Raw genomic sequence first — 26,228 nt, forward strand, 5'->3', positions numbered from 1 at the left:
CTCGGCCCGGAGCCGAAACGCACGGAGCCGTCACCACGACACCTTCATCAAAATCAATCCGGGCTCCCCGGCAAGCCGAGGAGCCCGTGATGGCTTCACATCGTGATCGGTAGGACCTAACCGCCCTTTAAGATCTAACCGCCCTTGCCGTCGTCCTTCTTGGCGTCGGCCGGCGTATCCTTGGTGTCGGCGCTGGCGGCGGCCGGCGCCGGATCGTCGGTCAGGCCGTTCTGGATCTTGGCCTCGATCTTCGGCAGCTCCTCGGCCTCCGGCTTCAGGTCGCGGGCATGGGCCCACTGGAACTTGGCTTCCAGCTTGCGGCCGATCTTCCAATAGGCGTCGCCGAGATGGTCGTTGATGGTCGGATCCTCGGGCTTCAGGTCGATCGCGCGCTCGAGGTTCTTCACCGCCTCTTCGTAGTTGCCGATGCGATAATAGGCCCAGCCGAGCGAATCGACGATGTAGCCGTCGTCGGGGCGCTGCTCGACGGCGCGCTTGATCATCTTCATGCCTTCGTCGAGATTGACGCCCTGGTCGATCCAGGAATAGCCGAGATAGTTCAGCACATGCGGCTGGTCGGGCTGCAGCTCGAGCGCCTTGCGCATGTCGGCCTCGGCCTTCGGCCACTGCTTGGAGCGCTCCAGGCAGATGCCGCGATAGTAGTAATAGACGCTGTTGGCCTTGTCGTTGTTGGCGGGCAGCGAATCGACGCCGAGCGAATAGGTCTTGGCGCAGTCCGCGAACTTCTTGCGGCCGCGCTCGATGTTACCGAGCGCCATGATGGCTTCGAGATCCTTCGGATCCTGCGCGATCACGTCCTTGAGGATCTTGATCGCATCGTCGCTGCGATCGGCGCTGTCGAGATCGGTCGCGAGCTGGATCTGCGCATTGCGCTTCAGCGGCGAGCTCGCCGGCACCCGCTCATAGACCTTGATCGCCATCTGCGGCTTCTTCACCGTCTCGTAGAGATCGGCGAGCGACAGCAGCGCCAGCGGATGATTCGGCTGCAAATGCAGCGCGAGCTGCAGATAGACCAGCGCGAGGTCCTCGCCGCCGCGGCGGCTCAACGTCGCGCCGATGCCGTACAGCGCCTCGGCGGCGCCGGCCTGCGGCGAGTCGACCAGCGACGGCAGCTTCTTGCCGGCCTTGGTGTCGCGCAGGCCTTCCTGCACCAGCGGATGACGCGCGAGCTTCTTGTCGAACGCCTCATAGATCGCGGTGGCGGACGCCGCATCCTTGTTGCGCGACAGCCAGTGCGCGTAAGCCTCGGTGATGCGCAGCATCGAATCGTCGAGCTTGTAGGCGCGCTCGAAGCGGGCGCCGGCTTCCTTCTCCTTGCCGGCGAGCTCCAGGATCATGCCGGCGTGGAGGTCCTTGAACAGCGGGTACCATTCCGGACCGGTCAGCTTGTCGATGTTGGCGACCGCGCCCTTGGCATCGCCCGCGCCCGCGGTGGCCCAGGCCGACAGCAGGGTGGCGACGAGGTCAGTGATCGGGCCGCGCACCGACTGATTGATGTTGTTCTGCGCGGCGGCGTATTTCTTCTGCTTGATGTCCTGCACGCCCATCACGAGGCGGGCGATACGGTTGGACTTGTCGACCGTAAGCACACGCTCGGCGAGCTTGACCGCTTCATCGATATCGCCGTCTGCAACCGACGAGATGAAGGCGCGATCGAGCAGCTCGTTGTTCTTCGGATCGCTGCGCAGGGCCGAGCGATAGAACGCGGCGGCCGAGGCCGCGTCGCGCTCGACGCTGGCGTGGCGGGCGGCGAGATAGCTGCCCGAGGTGGTGAGCGACTTCAGGTCGACGCCGGTCGGAAACTTCGCGGCGGTGTCCGCCGGATGATCCGGCGTCTGGGCCATAACGGCACCGGGGAGCAGCAAGGCGGCAATAGCAATGGCGGTCCAGCGATTGCGAATGGATAACATCACGGTGCGCTCTGGTTGTTGGATATGGATTGGTCGTATCGGACACGAACCCGGTCGGCCGCTCGTCAAGGCGCCGACAATGCCGCGTTTGGCGGCCAACCGCAAGGATTTGCAGGATATTCGGGTCAGCCGGGAGCCCCTTTGGCCAAGGTCTCCTGCGACAAACCGCGCCAAGATGGCCGTATCGTGGCCGGCTGCCCCCGCCGGGGCAGCCGGCTCACGCAATCGTGCGTTAACGCAGGGCTTACATGGCCTCGTAGTTCGGCCCGCCGCCGCCCTCCGGAGGAACCCAGGTGATGTTGCCGTTGGGGTCCTTGACGTCGCAGGTCTTGCAGTGGACGCAGTTCTGCGCGTTGATGACGAAGCGCGGGCTGGTGCCGTCCTCCACCCACTCATACACGCCGGCCGGGCAATAGCGGTTGGACGGGCCGGCATAGACGTCGTGCTCGGAGCTTTTCTGAAGCGCCATGTCGGCGACCTTCAGGTGCACCGGCTGGTCTTCCTCGTGATTGGTGTTCGACAGGAACACCGAGGACAGCTTGTCGAAGGTCAGCTTGCCGTCCGGCTTCATCGATGGCCGCGGCTGGTGCGCCTTGGCGGGATCGAGCGTCGAGCGATCCGGCTTGACGTGCGACTGAGTGCCGAACAGCGAGAAGCCCAGCGTGTTGCACCACATGTCGAAGCCGCCGAGGACAACGCCGAGCACGGTGCCAAACTTCGACCATAGCGGCTTGACGTTGCGGACCTTGAACAGGTCCTCGCCGACCGGCGAGCCGCGCCAAGCGTTCTCGTACTCGACCACTTCGTCATTGGCGCGGCCGGCGGCCAGCGCCGCATTGAGATGCTCGGCGGCGAGCATCGCGCTGCCCATCGCATTGTGCACGCCCTTGATGCGCGGCACGTTGACGAAGCCCGCAGCGCAACCGATCAGCACGCCGCCGGCAAACGACAGCCGCGGCACCGACTGATAGCCGCCTTCGGTGATGGCGCGTGCGCCATAGGCGAGGCGCTTGCCGCCTTCGAACACGCCGCGGATCGACGGATGCGTCTTGAAGCGCTGGAATTCCTCGAACGGCGACAGATAGGGATCGTCGTAGTTCAGGTGCACGACGAAGCCGACCGCGACCAGATTGTCGTCGTAATGATAGAGGAACGAGCCGCCGCCCGTCTTCATGTCGAGCGGCCAGCCGAACGAGTGCTGGATCAGGCCCTTCTTGTGCTTGGCGGGATCGATCTGCCAGACCTCCTTGAGGCCGATGCCGAATTTCGGCGGCTCGCTCTTGGCGTCGAGTGCGAACTTCGAAATCAGCTGCTTGGACAGGCTGCCGCGCGCGCCTTCCGCAAACAGCGTGTACTTGCCGAGCAGCTCCATGCCGCGCGTGAACGAGGCCTTCGGCTGGCCGTCCTTGCCGATGCCCATGTCGCCCGTGGCGATGCCGCGCACCGCGCCCTGCTCGTCATAGAGCACTTCCGTCGCCGCGAAGCCCGGATAGATCTCGACGCCGAGCGCCTCGGCCTTGCGCGACAGCCAGCGACAGACGTTGCCGAGCGAGCCGATGTAGCAATGATGGTTGTCCATCAAAGGCGGCATCGCGAAGGCCGGCAGCGAGACCGCGCTGCTCTCGGTCATCCAGAAGAACTTGTCGACCTGCACCTGGGTCTTCAGCGGGCAGTCGTCATCGGTGCGCCAATCCGGGATGAGCTTGTCGAGCGCGGTCGGATCGATCACGGCGCCGGACAGGATATGTGCGCCGACCTCGGAGCCCTTCTCGACCACGACCACGTTGAGATCGGCATTGAGCTGCTTCAGCCGGATCGCAGCGGTCAGGCCCGACGGGCCGGCGCCGACGATGACGACGTCGAACTCCATGGATTCGCGCGCAGGTAATTCTTCGGTGCTCATCTCTCTCGATCTCAAGGCCCGGCTGATGCAGCTGGATGTGGCCCTTGCCGCCCCCTGGCGCAAGCAAAGGTCAAACCCGAGAGCTGCAACAGCGACAATGACTTAACTAGGGTTCCTCAAGGCGTTCGCGTTTCGCTGGAGGTGGGTCCTGAGGGGAGCGAAGGCGGCCGCCGGAACACTAGGGCGTTCCGTCCCTTTTTTGGGTTATTCCAAGCTCTTGTTTCCGATTTTTCGGGGCAGGACAACCACGTAAATGCATTCCGCCATGCGCCGGGACAGCGTAGACTGTCGCAGTTGACGATCATGATGACGCCCGAGCCCCTCCCCGACATCCGCCAGCTGCTCGCCTTCTATCTGGAGGCCGGGGTCGATTGCGCGTTGGCCGACGAGCCGATCAACCGGCTGGTCGAGCCTGAACCAGTGCCAGCGGCCGCGCCTGTCGTGCGGCAGGCTGCGGCGCAGTCCGGCCGCCCAGCCGCGCCAGCGATCATTCCACCGCGCGGAGAACCGCCGCCCCCGCCGGACGCGGCGATCGCCTCGGCGCGCGAGGCGGCGCGCACGGCGTCCACGCTTCAAGCATTGCGCGAGCTGTTGGAGAATTTCGACGGTTGCGCACTCAAGCAGACTGCATCGCGGCTGGTGTTCGCCGACGGCAATCCGGAGGCCCGCATCATGCTGGTCGGCGAGGCGCCGGGCCGCGACGAGGACATCGAGGGGCTGCCCTTCGTCGGCCGCTCGGGCAAGCTGCTCGACCGCATGATCGGCGCCATCGGGCTCGACCGCACGAAGGTCTACATCGCCAATGTCATCCCGTGGCGGCCGCCCGGCAACCGCACGCCGACGCCGCAGGAGACGCAGATCTGCCTGCCCTTCATCCGTCGCCAGATCGAGCTGGTCGATCCCGACGTGCTGGTGACGCTCGGCAACCCCTCGACCCAGGCGCTGCTCGGCACCACCGAGGGCATCATGCGCACGCGCGGCAAATGGCGCGACTATGACACCGGCAAGCGCACGATCCGCGCGCTCGCCACGTTCCACCCCGCCTATCTGCTGCGCTCGCCATCCTACAAGCGGCTGTCCTGGCAGGATCTGCGCGCGATCGCGGCGGTGCTGGCGGTTTGACCTCCGACCTCTCCGCGTCATTGCGAGCGAAGCGAAGCAATCCAGAGTCCCGCTCACGCCCCTCGATTGCGTCGTCGCTGCGCTCCTCGCAATGACGGAGAGTGTGGAATTCCTACTGCCCCTTCGGCCGCACAATCGCCCAGCCGATGCGCAGCACCGGCTGGCGGCCGTTGATCAGCCAGTCGAAGCTGCGCGGCACTTCGGGCACCAGGCCCGGAAAGCGCTGGACCAGGTCCGGCGGCGGCGTGCCGGCGGTGTCGGAGGCGCGCCAGACCACGATGCCGCCGCTCTCGGCGAACTTGGCCGCCGTGATCCACGGCGTCCGCTGCGGGGTGGCATCGAGGAACAGATGCGCGCGGCGGCGCCCGAGCGCGACGAGGCCGGCGAGCTGCGGATCGCCCGCGACCGCCTGTAGCCGCTGATTGGTCCTGCGCTCGAAGCTCTCGACGAAGAAGCGGGAGATGTCTCGCGCCGGCATCGAGGTCGCGACCTCGCCGTCGCCGAGCACGGGCTGCACGACGACGTTGCCGGCGACGAGCACGGCGGGCGCGGCGACCGCGGCCGCCCAGACCACGCGCAGCAGCCGCTGCCGGCGCAGATAGATCAGGTCGCCCGAGGCGACGACCAGGGCCAGTCCGACCATGCTCAGGCTGACGGCGGTGCCGCCGAGCACCGTCGGAAGACCGAACAGGCCGGAGATCAGGCTGCCGGCCAGCGCCGGTGCGATCGCGAAGCAATAGACGAAATCGCGGGCGAGCGGCGACACGGCGCGGCGATAGATGATCGGCGCATCGGTGTCGCCGCGGCTGACCCAGCTGGCGTCGAGCAGGACGAGCAACAGCATCGCGGCGATCGCGAGCAGCAATCCGCCGGCGATCGCCAGCCAGTGCCAGCCACGGGCCGACAATTGTGCCAGAATCGGCAGGACCGGCAGGCCGACGCTGTCGGAGCGCAGCACGAAGATGAGGTAGGGCAGCGCCAGCGCCAGCACGACGAGCAGCGCGAACAGCGGATCGAACGAGCGCAGCACGCGGCGGCCCTGGGCGGTCGACACCGCGAAGCCGGCCAGCAGCAGCAGCAGGCCCGCCGCGGCGGGCGTGGTCAGCAGCAGGAGGCCGGCTTCGATCGACCAGGCGAACCAGGCATTGCGCCGGCCCTGCCCGAGAATTCGCCAGCTATGCAGCAGCAGCAGCGCCCAGAGCGGACGCGCCAGCACATCGGGACCGAATTCGAGCGTGGGCGCGCCGAAGGCCGTGATCGTCATCGTGAGCAGCACGGCAAGCACCGCCTGCTGGCCGCCGACGATCGAGCGCGCCAGCAGATAGATGACCCAGAGCGCCAGCGCCGAAGACAGCACCGCGAGGACGTAGACGCCGAACAAATGATTTCCGGCGGCGCGATAGGCGATGTCGGCCAGCCAGAACGACAGCGGCGGCCCGAGATCGGTGCCGACCTGGTATTCCCTGCCGAACGCGATGGTGGTGGCAAGCTGGCCGGGCGGGCTGCGATAGAACAGCACGGCCGTGCCGAGCCACATCAGGGCCTGGCACAGCACCACGATGACGACGACCAGCCGCGGCCTTGCGCGGATCAGTTCGACAACCAGGGACGTGAAACGCATGAACGGCTGGTTCGCTTGGCTGGGTCGCTTGGGACGTCGAGGAGGCCGGCAGGACCGTCCCTCATCCGCAGCCGCGTTGTCCGGCGCCCGCAATCGATACCGCACGATTTGGGCGCACAACACCGCCCGCGCTGCGAGGAGTGACACTTCGTGCTGGTTCGCTAGCTCAAGCTTTAAGACCGCGGCGCGGTCGAGGCAACCGGCATCAGACTTGAAGGGTGATTTCGGTCGAGGTCACCACCGTGATCTCCGCGAACAGATCGGGCTCCGGCTGCACGGCCGACGGCTGATGCTTCTGCCGGGCCGCAACCACCGGCGCAAACAGGCTGCGGTGATGCACGGAGGGACCGAGCCGGTCGAGGGCCGCAAGATGCTCCGGCACGCCATAGCCCTTGTGCTGCTCGAAACCGTAGCCGGGGCAGTCCTGCGCCAGCGCGCACATCAGCCGGTCGCGCGTCACCTTGGCGACGATCGAGGCCGCGGCGATCGACATCACCAGCCCGTCGCCGCCGATCACCGCCTCGCAGTTGCAATCGACATCGATGCGGTCGCGTCCGTCGACGAACACATGCTTCGGCGCCTCCGGCAGCGCCCTCACCGCCCGCGACAGCGCCCACAGCGAGGCCCGCAGAATGTTGTCGCGATCGATTCGCGACGGCGACGCAAAGGCCACCGCGAAGGCCGAGGTCTTGCAGATCTTGTCGAACAGCGCCTCGCGCTGCTCTGCGCTCAGGCGCTTCGAATCGTCGAGGCCTTTGGGAATGCGGTTGGGATCGAGAATCACGGCAGCAGCGACCACGGGGCCGGCGAGCGGTCCGCGGCCGGCCTCGTCGCAGCCGGCGACGGGCCAGATGCCCTGCTTGAGCAGCGCTCTCTCGCGCCGGAAGCTCGGCGGCGCCACCGCGATGACGCCCTTGCCGAGCTTGGCGCTGCCTTTACCTGCCGCGCTCACCGCGGCCGACTTGGCCGCAACTTTCGCGGCAGTGCTCTTCTTTGCCGCGCCGGCTGCTTTCGCCCTGCCCGGCTTTTTCGCTAGGTCCCGAATCATGAGTCGCATCGTGCGAAACGGCCCAACCCAGCGCAACCCGAACGAACCTCAATTCCCCGCTATTCCCACCTGCATGGTTCCGAACGGAGGTTCGCGTCAGAACAAGCTCAGCTGCTGTCCGCCGCCTTTCGGCCGCACGAAATGATCCGTCGTCAGCTTCGTCCGCCGCTTGTTCAGCCCGAGCTTCTCGCAGGCGATCTCGAAGCGGCGGCCGATCATCCAGGCCATCGGTCCGGTGCCCTTCATCCGCGTGCCCCATTGCGAGTCGTAGTCGCGGCCGCCGCGCATGTCGCGGATCAGGGTGAAGACGTGGCGATAGCGGTCCGGATAATGCTCCAGCAGCCATTCGCGGAACAGATCACGCACCTCCAGCGGCAGCCGCAGCAGCACGTAAGCCGCTTCCTTGACCCCGGCATGAGCGGCGGCATCGAGGATGCGCTCGATCTCGCTGTCGTTCAGCGCCGGGATGACCGGCGCAACCATCACCGTGGTCGGAATGCCGGCCTTCGACAATGCCTGCAGTGCCTCCAGACGCTTGGACGGCGTCGACGCCCGCGGCTCCATGGTGCGCGCCAGCTTGGGGTCCAGCGTCGTCACTGATATCGCCACCTTCGCCAGGTTCTTCTTGGCCATCCGCGCCAGGATGTCGGCATCACGCATCACCAGCGCCGACTTGGTCACGATCCCGACGGGATGGCCAACCTTTTCCAGCACCTCGAGGATGCCGCGCATGATCTTCCGCTCGCGCTCGATCGGCTGGTACGGATCGGTGTTGGTGCCGATCGCGATCATCCGCGGCTCGTAGCCGCTGGCCGCCAGCTCCTTTTCCAGGAGCGCCGGCGCGTCCGGCTTCACGAACAGCTTGGATTCGAAATCGAGCCCGGGAGACAGGCCGAGAAAGGCGTGGGTCGGCCGCGCGAAACAATAGACGCAGCCATGCTCACAGCCACGATACGGATTGATCGAGCGATCGAAGCCGATATCGGGCGAGTCGTTGCGGGTGATCACCTTGCGCGAGGTGTCGGTCGCGACCGTCGTCTTGAACGGCGGCAGATCTTCGAGGCTCTGCCAACCGTCATCGAAGACAACACGGGCCTCCGCCTCGTAGCGGCCGCTCGCATTGGATTGTGCACCCCGGCCGCGGCGCCGGCCCCGTTCAATGGCGACCGCGAGCTCGGGAAAGTCCTCATGACCTGAGGAAGGCGCGCCCACCGGCTCGGAGGGCACCGTGACCGGTGGGCGCTTGAGGGCATGTGAAGATGCTCGGCTCATGACCAAGACATAGCACAAAATGAGAACATAACAAGAATAAAATAGAACGAAGATACAGGCGCGCGTCTGAGCTTGCGCAAGGCCAGCCATCACATTCCCGTTCTATGCTCGGGCTGCGCTGGAACGGGATGGTGCCGCGTTACTCTCATCTCAGCTCCCGCAGGCGCGAAGCGGAAGGCAAGCGAGGTCCCATGCAGATCAGTTCTCCCCAACAGACCAACCCGGCCGACGATCTCGATCTGCTCGACCGCTACTGGCGCGCCGCCAATTACCTGTCGGTCGGGCAGATCTACCTGCTGGACAACCCGCTGCTGCGCGAGCCGCTCAAGCCGGAGCACATCAAGCCCCGCCTGCTCGGCCATTGGGGCACCACGCCCGGGCTGAACTTCATCTACGCCCATCTCAACCGCGCCATCGCCGCACAGGATCTCGACGTCATCTATGTCTGCGGCCCCGGTCATGGCGGCCCGGGCATGGTCGCCAACACCTATCTCGAAGGCTCCTACAGCGAGATCTATCCCGACATCACGCGCGATGCGGACGGCTTGCGAAAGCTGTTCCGGCAGTTCTCCTTCCCCGGCGGCATTCCGAGCCATGCGGCGCCGGAGACGCCCGGCTCGATCCATGAAGGCGGCGAGCTCGGCTACGCGCTGGTGCACGCCTATGGCGCCGCATTCGACAATCCCGACCTGATCGTCGCCTGCGTGATCGGCGACGGCGAGGCCGAGACCGGCCCGCTCGCCGCATCCTGGCATTCGAACAAATTCCTGAGCCCGGCACAGGACGGCGCGGTGCTGCCGATCCTGCACCTCAACGGCTACAAGATCGCCAACCCCACGGTGCTCGGCCGCCTAGGCGATGCCGAGCTCAAGTGCCTGTTCGAGGGCTATGGCTATGCGCCGCTGTTCGTCGCGGGCGATGAGCCCAAGGCGATGCACCGGCAGATGGCCGACGCACTCGACGTCGCGCTCGCGAGCATCCGCTCGATCCAGCAGAACGCCCGCCAGCCGGATGCGGTGCTGCAGCGCCCGCGCTGGCCGATGATCATCCTGCGCAGCCCGAAGGGCTGGACCGGACCGAAGGAGGTCGACAGCCTCAAGGTCGAAGGTTTTTGGCGCGCGCATCAGGTGCCGATCGCAAATCCGCGCGGCAAGCCGGACCACCTCGCGCTGCTGGAAGCCTGGATGAAGAGCTATCAGCCGGAGACGCTGTTCGACGCGCAAGGCCGGCTCGTGCCGGAGCTGCAGGCGCTTGCGCCACGGGGAACGCGGCGCATGGGCGCCAATCCGCACGCCAATGGCGGGCTGTTGAAGCGCGAGTTGAAGCTGCCGGACTATCACGCCTTCGCGGTCGAGGTGCGCTCCCCCGGCGAGACCATCGCGGAAGCGACGCGCGAGCTCGGCAAGTTCCTGCGCGAGGTCATCAGGCTGAATGCTGACACGAGAAACTTCCGCATCATGGGCCCGGACGAGACCGCCTCCAACCGGCTCGACGCGGTGTTCGACGTCACCGAGCGGGTCTGGATGGAAGGCATCGAGCCCTACGACGTGCATCTCGCGCATGACGGCCGCGTCATGGAGGTGCTGAGCGAGCATCTCTGCCAGGGCTGGCTGGAAGGCTATCTGCTCACCGGCCGCCACGGCTTCTTCTCGTGCTACGAGGCCTTCATCCACATCGTGGATTCGATGTTCAACCAGCACGCCAAATGGCTGAAGGTGTCGCGCCATCTGCCATGGCGGCGGCCGATCGCCTCGCTGAACTATCTGCTCACCTCACATGTCTGGCGGCAGGACCATAACGGCTTCAGCCACCAGGATCCCGGCTTCGTCGATCTCGTCGCCAACAAGAAGGCCGACATCGTCCGCATCTACTTCCCGCCCGATGCGAATACGCTGCTGTGGATCGCCGACCACTGCCTGCGCACCTATAACCGCATCAACGTCATCGTCGCCGGCAAGCAGCCCTCGCCGCAATTCCTGTCGATGAAGGAGGCCGCCGTGCATTGCGACGCCGGCATCGGCATCTGGCCATGGGCCGGCACGGGACCCGCCGACGCCGAGCCCGATGTGGTGATGGCGTGCGCCGGCGACATCCCGACATTGGAGACGCTCGCCGCGGTCGACCTGCTGCGCAAGGCGCTTCCCGACTTGAAGATCCGCGTCGTCAACGTCGTCGATCTCATGACCCTGCAGCCGGACACCGAGCATCCGCACGGCCTCAGCGATCGCGATTTCGACAGCCTGTTCACGACCGACAAGCCGGTGATCTTCGCCTATCACGGTTATCCGCATCTCATCCACCGCCTCACCTACAGCCGCACCAACCATGCCGGCATGCATGTGCGCGGCTTCATCGAGGAAGGCACCACGACGACGCCGTTCGACATGGTCGTGCTCAACGAGCTCGATCGCTTTCATCTCGCCATCGAGGCGATCGAGCGCGTGCCCGGCCTCGCCGTGTCGGCGGCGCATGTGAAGCAGCGCTTCCGCGACGCGCTGATCGAGCACGCCCGCTACGTCCGGGCGCATGGCGAGGACATGCCGGAGATCCGCGACTGGATCTGGCCAAACAGCGCGGGCGGCACGACGCCCGCCCAGGCTGGCGACTGAGGCCTGCGACTGAGCCAGCCGAGCGCGAGCCGCCGCAGCGCCGCATCTTGAAATAGCGGCCGTTCGGGCGTTGCGCGAACGGACGGCGCTGGCCGCCTGCTGCAAAATTCTGCAGTGCAGCGGGCTGATTCAGTTATGACAAGATGATAACAAGAGAACCGGAGGTACTGCCAACGAAGATGCCAGGTTCATGCTGAGCGTGATCATTCCGACCGAAGGGGTCGAGCAGACCGCCGTGGCCACGTTGTCGGCGCTGGTGCCGGGCGCCGCGGCCGGAATCGTCACGGAGGTGCTGCTGATCGACCGCTCGGCCGATTCCAGCGTGATCGAGCGGGTCGCTGACGTCGCCGGCTGCCACTTCATGAAGTTCGAGGGCTCGCATGCCGCAGCGTTGGCGGCGGGCGCGGCGCAGGCCCGCGCGCCCTGGCTGATGTTCCTGCCGGCAGGCGCCGTGCTCGATCCCGGCTGGATCGACGAGACCATGCAGTTCGTCCAGAGCGTCGCGGCCGCCGGCCGCCCGCTGGCCGGCGTCTTCCGCTACGCCCGCTCGCCCTATGCCGCCGTCAGCCTGCGCGACCGCCTGCGCTCCGTCGCCCGCGCCCTGATCGGCCCGCTCGGCGACCAGGGCCTGCTGATCGCCCGGGAGCATTACCGGCAGGTCGGCGGCTACCGGCCGGACATCAAGCAGGCGGAGACGCGGCTGCTGCGCCAGCTCGGCCGCTCCTCCCGCACCATGCTGCGCAGCCGGATCGTGATGGTCTGAGGGTCACGCAGATACTTGCCAAAGTCAATCATTTGATTGACAATGGCAAATATCGGAGGCGCTCATGAATCCTGCTCGATCGGACAGCCAACTCGTTGACGCGGAGGTCGCGGACCATCAGGTCGCCGCCGTCCGCGCCTTTAACCGCTTCTACACCCGCAAGCTCGGCGCGCTCGACCAGCATCTGCTGGACAGCCCGTTCTCGCTCGCCGAGGCGCGCGTGCTCTATGAGCTGGCGCAGCACGCGGCGATCTCGGCCAAGGAGATCGGCCTCTCGCTCGGCCTCGACGCCGGCTATCTCAGTCGCATCATACAGAGCTTCGACGAGAAGGGCCTCATCAGCCGCACGCCGCTGCCGTCGGATCGAAGGCAGCAGCAGCTCGGCCTGACCGCAAAAGGGCGGCAAGCCTACACCCGGCTCGATCGCAGCTCGCAGAAGGAAATCGCGGCGATGCTCGCGCCGCTCGCCCCGGCTCTGCGCGACCGGCTGGTCGGCGCGATGGCGACCATCGAAGGCGCCCTGGAGCCGCAACAGCCGCAGCGCTCTCCGGTGCTGCTGCGCAGCCACCGCCCCGGCGACATCGGCTGGGTGGTCTCCCGGCACGGTGCCGTCTATACCGAAGAGTACGGTTGGAACGCCACGTTCGAGGCGCTGGTCGCCGAGATCGGCGCGCAGTTCATCCGCAATTACGATTCCACCCGCGAGCATTGCTGGATCGCGGAATTCGCCGGCGAGCCGGTCGGCTCGATCTTCCTGGTCAATGGCGGCAACGGTGTCGCCAAGCTGCGGCTGCTGCTGGTCGAGAAGAAGGCGCGCGGGCTCGGTGTCGGGCGCGCCCTGACCGAGCAATGCATCCGCTTCGCGCGCGAGACGAACTATACGACGATCGAGCTGTGGACGCAGAGCATCCTCACCGCGGCGCGCGACATCTATGCCCGCGCCGGATTCCGCAAGATCGCCGATGAGCCGCACGCGATGTTCGGCGTGCCGCTCACCGGCGAGACCTGGCGGCTGGAGCTTTAGCCGCGCGGCTCGCCGCCCATGACAATCGCCAGCATCTCGAAATCTCGTCCACAACATGCTGAAGCCGACGATTGCGAAGATCCCGCGCGCCGCTAGTATGCCGCGAAATTGGAGCGGGTGTCAGCAGTGATGGATTTGATGGTGCGATCGAGGTTTGCGGCGCTGCTAGCGTTGTCTGTGGTGTTTGGGGCCGAGGGGGGGACGGCGGCTTACGCCGCGCCGCAGGACGAAGCGGCCAAGCAACAGGCGCCCAAGCCACACGCGTCCAAGCGACAAGCGAACAAGGGACAGGCCGCCAAGGGACAAGCGCCCAAGGGCGACGCAACGGTCGAGATCACGCGGACGACCGACCTGCTCTATCTCGGGGTGAAGGCGACGGTGGAGATCAACGGCGCCGAGGTGGCGAGCCTTGGCCGCGGCGAGAGCTACAGCGCCCCGCTCGCGCCGGGCGCCACGACGATCACCGTCTCGGCCTGGTCCTCGCCGGGCTCGTCGAACATTCGGTTCGACGCCGAGCCCGGCAAGGCCTATCGAATGGTGGTCGGTCCACGCGGAAATAATTTCGGGGCCAGCCTGGTGGGCGGCCTCGTTGGCGCGGCGATCGAAGGCGGCGGCGCCTTCGAGATCGTGCCGGAGAAGTGAGCCGCTGAGGCGGCCCGAGGCCGTATCGCGTCAGGCCGTCGCACCCTGCGCCTTCGGCCGGCGCAGATGCTCGTCGAGCCGCGGCATGATCTCGACGAAGTTGCAGGGCCGCGTGCGGTAGTCGAGCTGAGCGGCGAGGATGCCGTCCCAGCCATCGCGGCAGGCGCCCGGCGAGCCCGGCAGGCAGAAGATGTAGGTGGCGCCGGCGACGCCCGCCGTGGCGCGGCTCTGGATCGTAGACGTGCCGATCTTGGCATGGCTCAGCAGGTGGAAGGCGATGGAGAAGCCGTCCATCCGCTTCTCGAACAGCGGCTCGATCGCCTCCGGCGTCACGTCACGGCCGGTGAAGCCGGTGCCGCCGGTAGTGATGATGACGTCGACGCCGGGGTCGGCGATCCATCCTTTCACCACGGCCCGGATCTTCTCGACATCGTCGGTGACGATGTCGCGCGCGGCGAGCGTGTGGCCCGCGGCGGTCAGCCGATCGCTCAAGGTGTTGCCGGACTTGTCGTCGGCGAGCGAGCGCGTGTCGGACACCGTCAGCACGGCGATGTTGAGGGGAATGAAGCTCTTGCTCTCGTCGATCGCCATCGTGACTCGCCCTCCCTAGAGCTGCGCGTTCGCGGCGAAGGTATTGCAGGCCTGCACCGTGCCCTGCTGGTAGCCGATCATGAACCAGCGCTTGCGCTGCGCGGCCGAGCCGTGCGTGAACGAATCCGGCACCACGCGCCCCGTGGCCTTGCGCTGCAAGGTGTCGTCGCCGATGGCGGACGCCGTGGTCAGCGCCGCATCGATATCGCCATCCTCGAGGAAGCCCGGCCGCTTCTTGGCCTCGCGGTTGACCCAGACGCCAGACAGGCAATCCGCCTGCAACTCGACCTTGACCTGCAGCGCATTGGCCTCGGCCTTGTTGTCCGCCTGCTGCTGCATCCGCGTCACGCGCGGCAGGATGCCGAGCAGGTTCTGAACGTGGTGCCCGGCCTCATGCGCGATGATGTAGGCTGCGGTGAATTTGCAGGCGTTGCCCGAGCAGCCGCGGAAACGGGTCTCGACCTCGCGGAAGAAATTGGTGTCGAGGAAGATCTGCTTGTCCGGCGGACAATAGAACGGCCCCATCGCCGACTGCGCCATGCCGCAGCGGCCGCCATTGGTGCTGTTGCGAAACAGTACGATCTTCGGCCCGGTGTAATTCTGCCCTGAGGACTGGAAGATCTCGCTCCAGCGGTCGTCGATCTCGCCGAGCACGCCGGCGATCATGTCGCCCATCTCGTCCTTCGGCGCGCCGCTCTTGCCCGCGGAGCGACGCTCGGTCTGATAGCTCGGTGCGCCGCCATGGCTCATCATCTCGGCGCCGCCGATCAGGATGCGCGGGTCGATGCCGAAGGCGTAGCCGATCAGGCCGAGCACGATGATGGTGCCGATGCCGAGCCCGCCGCCGCCGATCGGCAGACCCATACCGCCGCCCATCCCGCCGCCTTCGTCGCGACGGTCGTCGATGTCGTCGCTGCGACGGAAATCATCGTAACGCATGGCGGCCTTTCCTCACTGTGCTTGCGCAGCTCTGCGCGAAAATCCCAACGCGGCAAACAGGTAAAATTTCCACTGTGTTAATCAATATCCCGCCCGGCAAGTTTTGCCTAGCTCCGCCAAATAAACTGGCGCACGCGCCGCACCGCGACAGTCGCTGCTCTCATGCGGGACAGGGAAAAAGCCGTTCGCGATCGACACGTTGCGGAGCGACGGCGGCGCACCGATGAATGCCGCTTCATCGCCAGTGCGCGTGATGAACATGGTTGCAGAGATACGAAAAATTTTCCCGGTTAAGTCCATTTTTACTTTGCCCGGTCAATGTGTGGGCAGTCGGTTGTTAGGTCCCGCGTCGCCGACAGCGTCGCCTGAGTCAGAGTTCTTGAGTCATGGTAGAGTCGCGTCGCGGGGCGTCTGCAAAGGCGCCCCGCACTAAATTTCAGCCCCTTGAAGAGCACCGAATCATTGTCGGCGACTGCGTCGCCGAGATGTCGAAACTGCCGGCCGCATCCGTCGACCTGGTGTTTGCGGACCCACCGTACAATCTGCAGCTCAAGGGTGAGCTCAAACGTCCCGACGAATCGCAGGTCGATGCCGTCAACGACGAGTGGGACAAGTTCTCCTCGTTCGCCGCCTATGACGACTTCACGCGCGCTTGGCTGCTCGCCGCGCGCCGCGCGATGAAGCCGAGCGCGACGATCTGGGTGATCGGCTCCTATCACAACATCTTCCGCGTCGGCGCGATGATGCAGGATCTCGGCTTCTGGATCCTCAACGACATCGTCTGGCGCAAGTCGAACCCGATGCCGAACTTCCGCGGCCGCCGCTTTACCAACGCGCATGAGACCATGATCTGGGCCGCGCGCGACGAGAAGGCGAAGGGCTACACGTTCAACTACGAAGCGCTGAAGGCATCCAATGAGGACGTGCAGGCGCGCTCGGACTGGCTGATTCCGCTGTGCACCGGCGAGGAGCGGCTGAAGGACGGCGACGGCAAGAAGGTTCATCCGACGCAGAAGCCGGAAGGCCTGCTCGCCCGCGTGCTGCTGTCATCCTCGAAGCCCGGGGATCTCGTGATCGATCCGTTCAACGGCACCGGCACCACCGGCGCCGTGGCCAAGCGTCTCGGCCGCCGCTACATCGGCTTCGAGCGCGAGAAGGTCTATGCGGAAGCGGCCGAACGCCGCATCGCAGCCGTCGAGCCTCTGCCCGAAGCGACGCTGGCGCCGTTCATGACCGCGCGCGAGGCACCGCGGGTGGCGTTCGCCGAATTGATCGAGCGCGGCATGATCGCGCCCGGGGCCAAGCTCGTCGACTCCAAGCGCCGCTACGGCGCGCTGGTGCGCGCCGATGGGGCGATTATGCTGGGCGACAAGGTCGGATCGATCCACCGCATCGGCGCCGTCGCGCAAGGGCTGCCGGCGTGCAATGGCTGGACGTTCTGGCACGTCGAGACGAAGGGCGGCCTCAGGCTGATCGACGAGCTGCGCGCCGAGGTCCGCTCCGAGATGAGCGCCGCCTGAGGCTCACGACCTCTGGCGGGCCTGGCCGGAATAGCGCGCCAGGAGGTCCTCGACCTCGTACTGCTCGTCATAGCGCGCGTCGTCGCGCGGCACGACCGAGACCTGCCTGACCCGCTGCGGCTCGCGGCGCGCAAGCCCGGGATGGAAGCTGTCCACCGGCGGCAGATGCATGCGGTCGAGCTCCGGCTCCGCCGGCCAGCGCGACACCCGCCGCGCCGCCACGGGCTCGAGACGCAGCTGCCGCTTGGCACGCGCCCGCGCCAGCAGGACGCTGGTCGAAAATCCGGCCACCGCAACCGCGCCGAGGAAGGCAAACAGCCGCGTGCGCGCGGCGTCGTCATTGATCCCGCTAACCGACATCATCGGAGCTGCTTCGGCCACCGTTTGCGAGGTCGTGACCGGCGCAGCGGTGTCGGTCGTTGCAGCATCGCTCGTCGCGGCCGCAACGGTGTAGGACTGCGATCGCGGCGCCGGCGCGGGCTTTGCCTGCAGCGTGTCGGATGAATCGGGCCAGCGCGTCGCGACAGCCGAATCGCTCGGCGCTGCAGCGCTCGTCTCGGTCGCTGGCGCCGCGCTCATCGGCGCTGGGGCCGCAGGCGCCGCCGCGGCGGAGGGCGCCGGAGCCGGCGCAGCCGGAAATGCGGCGACCGGCGGGAACACTGCGGCGGGCCGCGTCGCCGCGCTCGGCATCGACGCCGCAGGCTTCACCTCGTCGCCGGTTTGATTCGCCGACGATTGAAATTCCGCGCGCGCATCGGCCGCGGACGACGACAGCGCCGTGCGATCCCGATGCGAGGCCAGTTTGCGCGTGGTGAGCGAGGCGCCCTGCCCCGCGCGATCATCCTCGCGAAGATACCAGCACTGCTTCTTGGTCGCGCGATCGACGCGATAGAACCAATGCTTTCCCGCCGGAGTCTCGCCAGGCTTCGCCAAACATTCGTCAGCAGCCGATGCCGGTTGAAGCTCGACTGTCACCGCAGCCGCTCCCACCAGCACGGCAGCAGCAACATACGGCAACACATTCGCCGTTCGATTCGTCATCAGTCCTCCGACGATTCAACGCGCCCCCGTTGCGCCGTTTCGGCGATGACTTCGTTCGGAATAAGGCTGCCGAGGTTCCATTTGTCGAAACAATGTTAGAACGGCGGTGTCCTTTGGATGCGTTCTAATTTTTTTGGGCTGTTTTGTCGCAGCAACAGCGGGAATAGGACGCGAAGTGCCCGCTCAGTTCGCGTCCCCGCGTTGGCGACAACACGCGGATGTGAGACGGACCGCACAAGAAAAATCATGCATGCCACTCACCGCAAGCGGCTCGCGAAAGCATTCGCGACGCACGAACGCCGATGATGACATCAAGCATCTTCAACTTGCGCCCTACGCGAAGAGAACGTTCCGCGCAGAGGTTGATGACCTGGAGCGAAGCGCAAGCGATTGCGCATCGGCTTCGTCTCGCGACGCGCGCGAGCACTCAGCGCGACCGACAGATCCCGCCCTTGCTCTCGCCGGTCTCCTCGACCACCACGCAGGAATGACCGGGATCGCCGTCGGGATAGGGCGTGCCCTTCATGACCAGGAACGTCACCGAATGCGCGCCATAGAGCCCAGCCGGAAAACGGATCTTGCTGCGCACGATATATTCGCCGCTACGGTTCTCGCTGAGCGCGCCGGACGCGAGCAGTTGCACGATGCCGGCCTGCGACGGCAGCACCTCATAGGGCATCGCGGGGGCAGAGCCGACCACGCTCTTCGGGTCGATCTCCATCACGCCGCCGGGAAAAAATCGCATCATTTCGTCGCGGGCGCGGCTCGGCCCCATCTGGATGGTGGCGTTGCCGCCGCTGCCGATGATCGTCAGCGAGCCCTCGCGCTTGCGGATGACCAGCGACCCGTCGCGCTCGTCGCGCGTCGTCTCGATCTTGCCGGATGGCGCCGAGAAGGAGCTGACGGAATATCTCGCCGCGAGCACGTCCGGCGCCTTGCCGGTCATGCGGCGGACGGCGCCTGCACTCACCAGCGAGCCACTCGACGGTGCCTCCGAGAAATAGCTGAGACAATTGGATCGCTTGAGGAAGCTGACCCGCTCCGCCGGCACGCCGGTCACGCCGGCGAGCGGTGCCGCTTGTGGATCGGAGCCGTTGGCACCGGTCTGCATGCTGCTCGCCACGATCCGCTCGACCCGCTCGACCGCGCCGGAGACCTGCCAGATCGTGGCACGATGCGTCGAAACGACGAGGTAGAGCGGCTCATTGCCGGGCTCGATGACGATGCGGCCAGTGCGCACTTCGACGTCCTGCGACTTGAGCGTGACGTTCGACAACGCCTCCGCCTCGTAGCCGCTGAACAACATCACCTTGGCGTTGTCGGAGGCGGCCGGCAGCTCGCAGCCGGCTTTTTCAGCCTCTTCCTTCTTCGCAGCGGTCGCACGGACCAGGCTTTGGCTGTAGTCGGTCGCCTCCTGCTGCGAGATCGTGCCGTTGCCGTCGGCATCGACCTTGCGGAACAGCGCTTCGCCGGCGCTGAGATAGTCCTGCAGCGTCACCTCGTCCTTGCCGGCGGCATCGAGCACCTGGCGGACGCGAGCGCTCTGGCCTCCGCTCGGCCGTTGTCCCGCGGCCGACTTTGCGGCCTCCGCGATCGAGATCTTGCCGTCCTTGTCGGCGTCGAACGCCATCAGCCGCTGAACGGTGCTGTCGATCTGCTTGTCCGGAGAATAGCTGGAATTGATTTTCTGCGACTGCGCCAGCTGAAATCTCAGCTCATAGCGCATCAGCCGGCGGATCTCGTCCTCGGTGACGAAGCCGTCACCATCGACGTCATAGCGCATCACGCCTTGCACGGCCTGGATTCGCGCCTGAGCCGCTTCCATCGTGGCGTGCAGCTCGACGTCGCGCGTGCTGAGCCGGCCGTCGCCGTCGGCATCGAGCTGCGCGAATTCGCTGCGCTGTTGCTCCAGCACATTCTCCAGCGTCGCACCGGCCTGGATGCGCGCCTGCCACAGTTGCGCTGACCAGGACGCCACGCGCTCGGATCGCGCGGGCCCGGTTACGGCCATGATCATGGCGGCGATCGTGCTGGTCATGAGCGCCGACCGAAGCGCCACTTTCTTCTGCTGACGAGACATGCGTCCTCCCCACTGGCTGCATCGCCTCCTCTAGCGCAGATCGTAAAAGCTTCGGACAACACCTCACGACATTCGCGCGCCAGCGTAAATCCGATGACGCGGGCAACATGAAATTCGCAGCCGCTGCGGTAATGATCGATTTACCGAGCGGGATCGTCGCGACCAGCGCCTCTCTGCGTCTGCATCTTCGACAGCGCCTTCTCGACCAGCTCGCGCGTATACGGCTTCTGGATCACCGGCGCCTCGGCGAGCTCGGCCGGGATCGGCGCACGCTCGCCATAGCCGGTGGCGAACATGAAGGGCACGCCGAGCTCCTTCAATTTGTGCCCGACAGGAAGACTGCTCTCCGCGCCGAGATTGATGTCGAGCAGCGCGAAGCTCGGCACCGCGCGCTCGATCGACTTCAGCGCCTGATTGACCGAGGCTGCCGTGTCGATGTGACGGGCGCCGAGCTCGAGCAGGATCACCTCGGCGCCCATCGCGATGATGAGATTGTCCTCGACGATCAGCACCGTGCCGGACAGGCGCGGCGTATCGTCGTCCTTCGTCTGATGGCGCGAGGGCGCGCCTGCCAGCGCCGGCACCATCTGCACGAAATTGGCAGGGATCACGAAGCGCGCCTGCACGCCGAGCAGGTCGAAGCGAATCTCGGCGTCGCCCTTGAGATCGAACGGTACCGAGCGCTCGATGATCGTGGTGCCGAAGCCGCGCCGCGACGGCGGCTGCACCGGCGGCCCGCCGCTCTCCTTCCAGTCGATGACGAGGCTCGATCCGGGGTCGAGCCGCCACAGCACCTGGACCTGCCCGGTGGAGTCGGCCAGCGCGCCGTACTTGGCCGAGTTGGTCATCATCTCGTGCACGACGAGCGCAAGCGTCGCGAACGCCTTGGGATCGAGCGCGACGTCGGGCCCTTCCATGCGCACGCGTCCCGCCCGCGAGCCGAGATAGGCGCCGGCCTCCGATTCGAGCAGATGACGCAGCGCCACCGGCGCCCAATTGAGATTGGTGATCTGGTCATGCGCGCGCGCCAGCGCCTGGATACGGCCGCCGAGCACGGAGGCGAACTCCTCGACCGACGTCGCGGTGTCCTTGCTCTGCGCGACCAGGCCGCGCACCAGGCTCAGGATGTTGCGGACGCGGTGATTGAGCTCGGCGATCATCAGCTCCTGCCGCTCCTGCGCGCCGCGGCGCTCGCGCGCGGCGAGCTCCGACAATTGCAGGATCACCTCCAGCAGCGTGACACGCAGGCTCTCGGCAATGCGCAAATCCGCCGCGGTCCACGGCTTCGACTGGCCGGCCACGGTCTGCTGCCACAGCTCGAAACTCTTGCGCGGCGTGAGCCGGGCGCCGAGCGGCCCTTCGGCATAGGTCTTGTTGGGATCGCCGGCCCAGTTGACCGAGCGCACCACCTCGCGGCGGAAGAAGATCAGGCAGTCGCGCGGCGTGCGCGAGATCGGGATTGCGAGGAAGCCGGCGGCGCGATCGCGGAACGCCTCGCCGGATGCATAGACCTTTGAGATCTCGGCGCTGGCGCAGATGCGGCCGGGCGAGGTGCGGTTGATGAAGCCGATGAGGTCCTGCACCTCCGCTTCCGTCGGCGTCTCGCCATCGAGCGTGATCTCGTCGTCGGACCAGATCGCGAGGCCGTCGCATTCGATCATCTGGCGATAATCGGCGACGAACTCCAGGATCGCGCGCTTGCTGTGAACTTCCGCGGCCGCGCGCTCGATCAGCCGTTCCTGGATCTGGTGCGCGCGGCTCTCATAGGCGACGTCGGTCTCGCGCTCGCGCGCCTCGAGCAGCCAGGAATACATCTGGCCGAACAGCTCGGCCGCGGTGCGCTTCTCGAAGGACAGGTGGCGCGGCGAATAATGATGGCAGGCGAACAGTCCCCACAGCTTGCCGTCGCGCAGGATCGAGACCGACATCGACGCCGCGACGCCCATGTTGCGCAGATATTCGATGTGAATGGGCGAGACCGCGCGCAGCACGCTCATCGACAGGTCGAGCAGCCCGGCATTGTGCGTCGGGCTCGACATCAGCGGTGCCGGCGTGGCGTTGATGTCGGCAATGATGCGCAGCCAGTTGCGCTGATAGAGCTGCCGCGCCTGACGCGGAATGTCTGACGCCGGATAGTGCAGGCCGAGGAAGGGCTCGAGGCCGGAGGCTGCGGTCTCGGCGATGACCTCGCCCGATCCATCCGGATGGAAGCGGTAGACCATCACGCGATCGAAGCCGGTCAACAGCTTGAGCTGCCGCGCCGCCTCCTGCGCGAGGTCGGTCATGCCGGTCGTCTTGCGGATGCGGCCGAGCATCAGCCGCACCAGCTCGCCCGAATTGACGCCGGGCTCGATCAGGCTGGGCTCGGCCTCGACGATCAGATAGGCGCCGGAGAAATGAATGGCGAGATCGAACAGCCGGCCATGGCCTTGCAGGTCGACGCCGAACACGCGCTCGACCGCGTCCGGGCCGCTGAGATAGTCGACGCGAGCGCGGATCGCCGCCGCGGCGCTTTCGGAGAGAACTGCGGCGAGCGGCTTGTGCAGCAGCCAGCCGATGTCGCCGCCGAGAAACTCCGGCGCGTTCTCCGAGGCCATGCAGATCGTGAAGTCCGATACCAGCGCCAGCAGGAAGCCGAACGGCTGGACGTGGCCCGGGACATGGATCGGCTCGCGATCGCAATTGGTGAGGTTGACCGGCTCGTTCATGCTGCTGCCATCGCCGCCGCAAAGATCGCGAACGCAGCCTGCGCGCCGGCAACCGCCCTGGCTTCGTCATCCGGCGTCATCGGCGCGCGGGCGAGTTGCGCGAGGAAGCTCGGCCAGAGCCCCTTCCCCACCCCATGACGCAGATAGCGCGTCGCGCGCCGCACCCGCGGGTCGACCGAGGCCGAGACGATGCGCAGCAGATACGCCGCGCCCAGTCGCGAGCCTTCGAGGACATACAGCTTGCCGAGCATGGCGGGCCGGTCGAGCGCCTGCATCGACAGCTGCAACGGAACGACCGCCCCGTTGAGATCGGCGATATCAGCGCGTAGCGCGTCGCTCCGCCGCCGCGAGCTCCAGTCGTCGATGAGGCCGGCCGCGCCGCTCTGCTCGAGCAGCCGCTCCAGCGGCCACAGGGCCGCGGCGCTGGCCTCGAGGAAGCGCCGATAATGCGCGGTCGTGGTGAGATCGAGCTGGCCGAGGCGCTCATCCAGTTCATGATGCGCCGAGGCAGTAGCCGCTTTCAGCCTGTCGCGAATGCCGGTGCTGGACGTGCGCAAGGGATCGTCGGAAATGGCTGCCAGCAACATCAAGGGGTCCAGGAACAGGAGATCGGCCGCAGGCACGCGCCACGGCTTCAAGCAACGTCACCGGACGACCGATGTTCCCGCCCCCTGCTCCTTTTTTATCGGCCCTCAGGCCGCCAGCTCGGCGAACGCCTTCTGCACGGCCGGCCGCTCGGCCATGCGCTTGAAGTGATCGGCGACCTTCGGAAACGCATTCACGTCGACGCCGTCGCCTTCGAGCCATTGCGCGATCGTGAACAGGTAGGGATCGCAGATCGTATACTGCTCGCCCATCACGAAGGGACCGCGCAGCATCTTGTCTTCGATCAGCGCAAAGCACGCGCCCATCGTCTCCGGCACCTTCCGCTTCATGTCGGCGAAGGACGACTCCTCGGTCGCCCAGCGATGGCCGCGCATCTTGTGCGCGTGGGCGATGTGCACGGTCGAGCAGAGATAGGCGGTGAAGGACTGCACTTGCGCGAAGGCGAAGATGTCGTCGAGCGGCGCGAGCTGCGCCTCCGGGAAGCGCTGCGCGACATAGACGAGCATCGCGGGCGTCTCGGTCAGAATGCCCTGCTCCGTCACCAGCGCCGGAACGCGGCCCTTCGGATTGATCGCGAGATAATCAGGGCTGTTCTGCTGGTTGGTCTTGAAGCTGAGCTTCTCGATTGCGTAAGGCGCGCCGGCCTCGGCGAGCGCAATATGCGTGGCGAGCGCGCAGGTGCCCGGCGCGGTATAGAATTTCAGCATGATAACCCCCGACGAATGATGCCGGACCCTAGCGGCGCCGGTCCGGGCCGTCCACCCCTGCGCACGCCCGCCCTCGCCTCAATCATGTTGTGCCGCGAGGAACTCGACCAGCGCCTGACGGTCGCCGGCATTCTTGATGCCGGGAAACACCATCAGCGTGCCCGGCACCATCTTCTGCGGATCCGTGAGATAGGTGTCGAGCGTCTCGCGCGTCCACACCAGGCCGGAGTTCTTGTTGGCGGAGGAGTAGTTGAAGCCGGCCACCGTGCCGGCCTTGCGGTCGAGCACGCCTGATAGCGACGGCCCGAGCTTGTTGCGGCCGGGCTCGAGCGAATGGCACATCGCGCAGGACTTCTTGAACTGGGCCTCGCCGAGCTCAGAGGCGGCGCGGGCCGCCGGAGCATTGCTCATGACCAGCGCAGCGCCGAGCGCACCAAGCGCGCAAGCCGTGATCGATACAGTTGCGGTCGTCCTCAATTCGGCAATCCCAGAATGATCAGCGTCGGATTGCCCAGCTCACCAAAGGTGATCCGCGACACGTTGCCGGAGGTCAGCGCGACATATTGCTTGCCGCCGGTCTGGTAGGTGACGACGCCGCCGGCGATCATGCCCTGCGTCGCCAGCGTGTAGAGTGGCTTGCCGGTCTGGCTGTCGAGCGCGAAGAAATTGCCGCCGGTGTCGCCGCCGAAGACGAGACCGCCGGAGGTCGCCGTGATGCCGCTGACCACGGGCTTGGCCGCCTTGTATTTCCATTTCACCTCGCCGCTGACCGCGTTCAGGCTGGTCACCCAGCCCGCGGCCTTGTCCGGCGGATCGAGCGTCGGCTCGCCGCCGAAGAAGAACTCGCCCGCGACATATTTCGCACCGCCCTTCTTGAAGGTGCCGCACCAGTCGACCGCGCCGAAATACAGCGAGCCGTTGACCGGATCGTAGCTGCCGCCGTTCCATTCGACGCCGCCGAGCAGGCCGGGGCAGACATGCACGCCGGCCTCGGTCGGCCGCGCCGTCACATTGTCGATCGTCGTGACCGGCACACGATAGATCGGCTTGCGCGTCGCGCGGTCGATGGCGGAGACGAAGCCATCCTTGCCGCCGAAGGCGACGATGTCCTGGATGTCGGGCGACCGGAACAAGGTCGGCGCGGCACCGAGATCATGGTCGATGCCGTCATTGGCCTTGACCTGGTGATACCATTTCAGCGCGCCGGTGCGCGCATCGAGCACCACCAGCGAGTCCGTATAGAGATTGTCGCCCGGCCGATATTCCGGGAACATGTCCGGCGCGGGATTGCCGACCGGCACGAACAGCTCGCCGGTGGTGATGTCGAGCGACAGGGTCGACCACGAGCCGCCACCGCCGGTCAGCGCCGACTTCTTGTTCTGCCAGGTCTCCGCGCCCGGCTGGTCGCCGGTCGGAATGGTGTCGAAGCGCCAGACCTCGCGTCCGGTCAGCACGTCGAACGCCATGACGCGGCCGCGCACGCCCCAGTCCGAGCCGGCCGTGGCGGTGAAGACGAGGCCGTTCCAGCCGATCGGCGCGCCCGACAGGAACTCACCGAGCAAGGAATCGCCGACCATGTTCTGCCAGATCAGCGCGCCGCTCTGCGCATCCAGCGCGAACAGATGACCATCGGGCGTGCCGCGGATGACGCGCCCGTTGATGACCGCAACGCCGCGATTGACCGGCCAGACATCCTCACGCGCGGACTCGTAGGTATGCCGCCATTTCTCCTTGCAGGTCGCGGCATCCAGCGCAAAGGTCAGCCGCGCCGTCGTCACATACATCACGCCATCGACCACCACCGGGCCGGTCTGGAACGGACCGCCCTCTTGCAGCTGCACGCGGCAGACTTCCTTCAGCTCGGCGACGTTCTTGGTGTTGATCTGCTTCAGCCGCTGGTAGCGCTGGCCCATGTAGTCGTTGTTGTAGGCGGGCCAATCCACGTCTGATCCTGCTTGCGCCAGGGTGGCGCTCGCCAGCAGGCCCAGTCCGGCCAGAGCCGCGACGCGAAGCGGAGCGCAGTTTGGAGACGTCCCAGCGATGCGCACGTGTATCCTCCTGCTTTGCAGATTTGTCGGCGACGACAGGCCGCACGCTCGCG

General features: G+C 66.3%; 20 protein-coding genes. 6 read left to right on the top strand and 14 right to left on the bottom strand.

The window, feature by feature from the left end; genetic code table 11:
- Positions 1-134 precede the first annotated feature (134 nt).
- Positions 135-1,931 carry a tetratricopeptide repeat protein gene (locus ACVILH_RS32770; protein WP_456716587.1) on the bottom strand — a complete coding sequence of 599 codons (1,797 nt, stop codon included), beginning with the start codon at positions 1,929-1,931 and terminating at the stop codon, positions 135-137.
- A 244-nt stretch (positions 1,932-2,175) separates the two neighbouring features.
- Positions 2,176-3,834 (bottom strand): electron transfer flavoprotein-ubiquinone oxidoreductase, encoded by a 1,659-nt coding sequence (locus tag ACVILH_RS32775; protein WP_456716588.1) that lies wholly within the window; start codon positions 3,832-3,834, stop codon positions 2,176-2,178.
- A gap of 306 nt (positions 3,835-4,140) precedes the next feature.
- Here ACVILH_RS32775 and ACVILH_RS32780 point away from each other — a divergent pair, with 306 nt between their 5' ends.
- On the top strand, positions 4,141-4,956 hold the full coding sequence (locus tag ACVILH_RS32780; RefSeq protein WP_456717147.1) for a uracil-DNA glycosylase: 816 nt from the start codon (positions 4,141-4,143) through the stop codon (positions 4,954-4,956).
- Between the two features lie 112 nt (positions 4,957-5,068).
- Here ACVILH_RS32780 and ACVILH_RS32785 read toward each other — a convergent pair whose 3' ends face one another.
- The 3 genes from ACVILH_RS32785 to ACVILH_RS32795 all read right to left on the bottom strand — a co-directional run bounded on the left by ACVILH_RS32785 (position 5,069) and on the right by ACVILH_RS32795 (position 8,897).
- Positions 5,069-6,577, bottom strand: a complete 1,509-nt coding sequence (locus tag ACVILH_RS32785) for a glycosyltransferase family 39 protein (RefSeq protein WP_456716589.1) — start codon at positions 6,575-6,577, stop codon at positions 5,069-5,071.
- A gap of 205 nt (positions 6,578-6,782) precedes the next feature.
- Positions 6,783-7,634, bottom strand: a complete 852-nt coding sequence (locus tag ACVILH_RS32790; protein WP_456716590.1) for a ribonuclease HII — start codon at positions 7,632-7,634, stop codon at positions 6,783-6,785.
- An 87-nt stretch (positions 7,635-7,721) separates the two neighbouring features.
- On the bottom strand, positions 7,722-8,897 hold the full coding sequence (locus tag ACVILH_RS32795) for a PA0069 family radical SAM protein (protein WP_456716591.1): 1,176 nt from the start codon (positions 8,895-8,897) through the stop codon (positions 7,722-7,724).
- A 191-nt stretch (positions 8,898-9,088) separates the two neighbouring features.
- Here ACVILH_RS32795 and ACVILH_RS32800 point away from each other — a divergent pair, with 191 nt between their 5' ends.
- The 4 genes from ACVILH_RS32800 (at position 9,089) to ACVILH_RS32815 (ending at position 13,935) form a co-directional block, all read left to right on the top strand.
- Entirely contained in the window at positions 9,089-11,506 is a 2,418-nt protein-coding gene (locus tag ACVILH_RS32800; RefSeq protein WP_456716592.1) for a phosphoketolase family protein, read from the top strand.
- 190 nt (positions 11,507-11,696) lie between these two features.
- Positions 11,697-12,269, top strand: a complete 573-nt coding sequence (locus tag ACVILH_RS32805) for a glycosyl transferase (protein WP_456716593.1) — start codon at positions 11,697-11,699, stop codon at positions 12,267-12,269.
- A gap of 64 nt (positions 12,270-12,333) precedes the next feature.
- Positions 12,334-13,293, top strand: a complete 960-nt coding sequence (locus tag ACVILH_RS32810; protein ID WP_456716594.1) for a bifunctional helix-turn-helix transcriptional regulator/GNAT family N-acetyltransferase — start codon at positions 12,334-12,336, stop codon at positions 13,291-13,293.
- Positions 13,294-13,431: 138 nt separating this feature from the next.
- Positions 13,432-13,935 carry a hypothetical protein gene (locus tag ACVILH_RS32815; protein WP_456716595.1) on the top strand — a complete coding sequence of 168 codons (504 nt, stop codon included), beginning with the start codon at positions 13,432-13,434 and terminating at the stop codon, positions 13,933-13,935.
- Positions 13,936-13,965: 30 nt separating this feature from the next.
- Here ACVILH_RS32815 and moaB read toward each other — a convergent pair whose 3' ends face one another.
- Together moaB and ypfJ are read right to left on the bottom strand one after the other, a co-directional pair.
- Entirely contained in the window at positions 13,966-14,526 is a 561-nt protein-coding gene (gene moaB, locus ACVILH_RS32820; protein ID WP_456716596.1) for a molybdenum cofactor biosynthesis protein B, read from the bottom strand.
- Positions 14,527-14,541: 15 nt separating this feature from the next.
- Positions 14,542-15,465, bottom strand: coding sequence for a KPN_02809 family neutral zinc metallopeptidase (gene ypfJ, locus ACVILH_RS32825; protein ID WP_456716597.1), 924 nt, complete (start codon positions 15,463-15,465; stop codon positions 14,542-14,544).
- A 386-nt stretch (positions 15,466-15,851) separates the two neighbouring features.
- On the opposite strand from ypfJ, the gene ACVILH_RS32830 reads away from it, so the two are divergent.
- Complete coding sequence (locus ACVILH_RS32830; protein WP_456716598.1) at positions 15,852-16,985, top strand: DNA methyltransferase; 1,134 nt, start codon at positions 15,852-15,854, stop codon at positions 16,983-16,985.
- A 3-nt stretch (positions 16,986-16,988) separates the two neighbouring features.
- Here the strand turns inward: ACVILH_RS32830 and ACVILH_RS32835 are convergent, their stop codons facing one another.
- The 7 genes from ACVILH_RS32835 to ACVILH_RS32865 form a co-directional block, all read right to left on the bottom strand.
- Positions 16,989-18,026 carry a hypothetical protein gene (locus ACVILH_RS32835; protein WP_456716599.1) on the bottom strand — a complete coding sequence of 346 codons (1,038 nt, stop codon included), beginning with the start codon at positions 18,024-18,026 and terminating at the stop codon, positions 16,989-16,991.
- A gap of 427 nt (positions 18,027-18,453) precedes the next feature.
- Positions 18,454-20,106 (bottom strand): EF-hand domain-containing protein, encoded by a 1,653-nt coding sequence (locus tag ACVILH_RS32840; RefSeq protein WP_456716600.1) that lies wholly within the window; start codon positions 20,104-20,106, stop codon positions 18,454-18,456.
- Positions 20,107-20,246: 140 nt separating this feature from the next.
- A complete protein-coding gene (locus tag ACVILH_RS32845; RefSeq protein WP_456716601.1) occupies positions 20,247-22,814 on the bottom strand; it encodes an HWE histidine kinase domain-containing protein in 2,568 nt (855 codons plus the stop codon).
- A complete protein-coding gene (locus tag ACVILH_RS32850; RefSeq protein ID WP_456717148.1) occupies positions 22,811-23,401 on the bottom strand; it encodes a biliverdin-producing heme oxygenase in 591 nt (196 codons plus the stop codon). Before ACVILH_RS32850 ends, ACVILH_RS32845 begins: the two co-directional genes overlap by 4 nt.
- Positions 23,402-23,506: 105 nt before the next feature.
- Positions 23,507-24,127 carry a glutathione S-transferase family protein gene (locus ACVILH_RS32855; RefSeq protein ID WP_456716602.1) on the bottom strand — a complete coding sequence of 207 codons (621 nt, stop codon included), beginning with the start codon at positions 24,125-24,127 and terminating at the stop codon, positions 23,507-23,509.
- A gap of 78 nt (positions 24,128-24,205) precedes the next feature.
- A complete protein-coding gene (locus ACVILH_RS32860) occupies positions 24,206-24,604 on the bottom strand; it encodes a c-type cytochrome (RefSeq protein WP_456716603.1) in 399 nt (132 codons plus the stop codon).
- Positions 24,601-26,070 carry an outer membrane protein assembly factor BamB family protein gene (locus ACVILH_RS32865; protein WP_456716604.1) on the bottom strand — a complete coding sequence of 490 codons (1,470 nt, stop codon included), beginning with the start codon at positions 26,068-26,070 and terminating at the stop codon, positions 24,601-24,603. Before ACVILH_RS32865 ends, ACVILH_RS32860 begins: the two co-directional genes overlap by 4 nt.
- Between the last annotated feature and the right edge of the window lie 158 nt (positions 26,071-26,228).

It is taken from the genome of Bradyrhizobium sp. USDA 4353, assembly GCF_054063215.1.

What these genes read in the sequence shown, in the direction of transcription:
- ACVILH_RS32850 (WP_456717148.1), bottom strand. Translation starts at nt 23,401, where the DNA reads ATGTTGCTGGCAGCCATTTCCGACGATCCCTTGCGCACGTCCAGCACC.
- ACVILH_RS32835 (WP_456716599.1), bottom strand. Translation starts at nt 18,026, where the DNA reads ATGACGAATCGAACGGCGAATGTGTTGCCGTATGTTGCTGCTGCCGTG.
- ACVILH_RS32775 (WP_456716588.1), bottom strand. Translation starts at nt 3,834, where the DNA reads ATGAGCACCGAAGAATTACCTGCGCGCGAATCCATGGAGTTCGACGTC.
- ACVILH_RS32830 (WP_456716598.1), top strand. Translation starts at nt 15,852, where the DNA reads ATGGTAGAGTCGCGTCGCGGGGCGTCTGCAAAGGCGCCCCGCACTAAA.
- ACVILH_RS32790 (WP_456716590.1), bottom strand. Translation starts at nt 7,634, where the DNA reads ATGCGACTCATGATTCGGGACCTAGCGAAAAAGCCGGGCAGGGCGAAA.
- ACVILH_RS32770 (WP_456716587.1), bottom strand. Translation starts at nt 1,931, where the DNA reads ATGTTATCCATTCGCAATCGCTGGACCGCCATTGCTATTGCCGCCTTG.
- ACVILH_RS32855 (WP_456716602.1), bottom strand. Translation starts at nt 24,127, where the DNA reads ATGCTGAAATTCTATACCGCGCCGGGCACCTGCGCGCTCGCCACGCAT.
- ACVILH_RS32810 (WP_456716594.1), top strand. Translation starts at nt 12,334, where the DNA reads ATGAATCCTGCTCGATCGGACAGCCAACTCGTTGACGCGGAGGTCGCG.
- ACVILH_RS32800 (WP_456716592.1), top strand. Translation starts at nt 9,089, where the DNA reads ATGCAGATCAGTTCTCCCCAACAGACCAACCCGGCCGACGATCTCGAT.
- ACVILH_RS32785 (WP_456716589.1), bottom strand. Translation starts at nt 6,577, where the DNA reads ATGCGTTTCACGTCCCTGGTTGTCGAACTGATCCGCGCAAGGCCGCGG.
- ypfJ (WP_456716597.1), bottom strand. Translation starts at nt 15,465, where the DNA reads ATGCGTTACGATGATTTCCGTCGCAGCGACGACATCGACGACCGTCGC.
- ACVILH_RS32805 (WP_456716593.1), top strand. Translation starts at nt 11,697, where the DNA reads ATGCTGAGCGTGATCATTCCGACCGAAGGGGTCGAGCAGACCGCCGTG.
- ACVILH_RS32795 (WP_456716591.1), bottom strand. Translation starts at nt 8,897, where the DNA reads ATGAGCCGAGCATCTTCACATGCCCTCAAGCGCCCACCGGTCACGGTG.
- ACVILH_RS32840 (WP_456716600.1), bottom strand. Translation starts at nt 20,106, where the DNA reads ATGTCTCGTCAGCAGAAGAAAGTGGCGCTTCGGTCGGCGCTCATGACC.
- ACVILH_RS32845 (WP_456716601.1), bottom strand. Translation starts at nt 22,814, where the DNA reads ATGAACGAGCCGGTCAACCTCACCAATTGCGATCGCGAGCCGATCCAT.
- moaB (WP_456716596.1), bottom strand. Translation starts at nt 14,526, where the DNA reads ATGGCGATCGACGAGAGCAAGAGCTTCATTCCCCTCAACATCGCCGTG.
- ACVILH_RS32815 (WP_456716595.1), top strand. Translation starts at nt 13,432, where the DNA reads ATGGTGCGATCGAGGTTTGCGGCGCTGCTAGCGTTGTCTGTGGTGTTT.
- ACVILH_RS32780 (WP_456717147.1), top strand. Translation starts at nt 4,141, where the DNA reads ATGACGCCCGAGCCCCTCCCCGACATCCGCCAGCTGCTCGCCTTCTAT.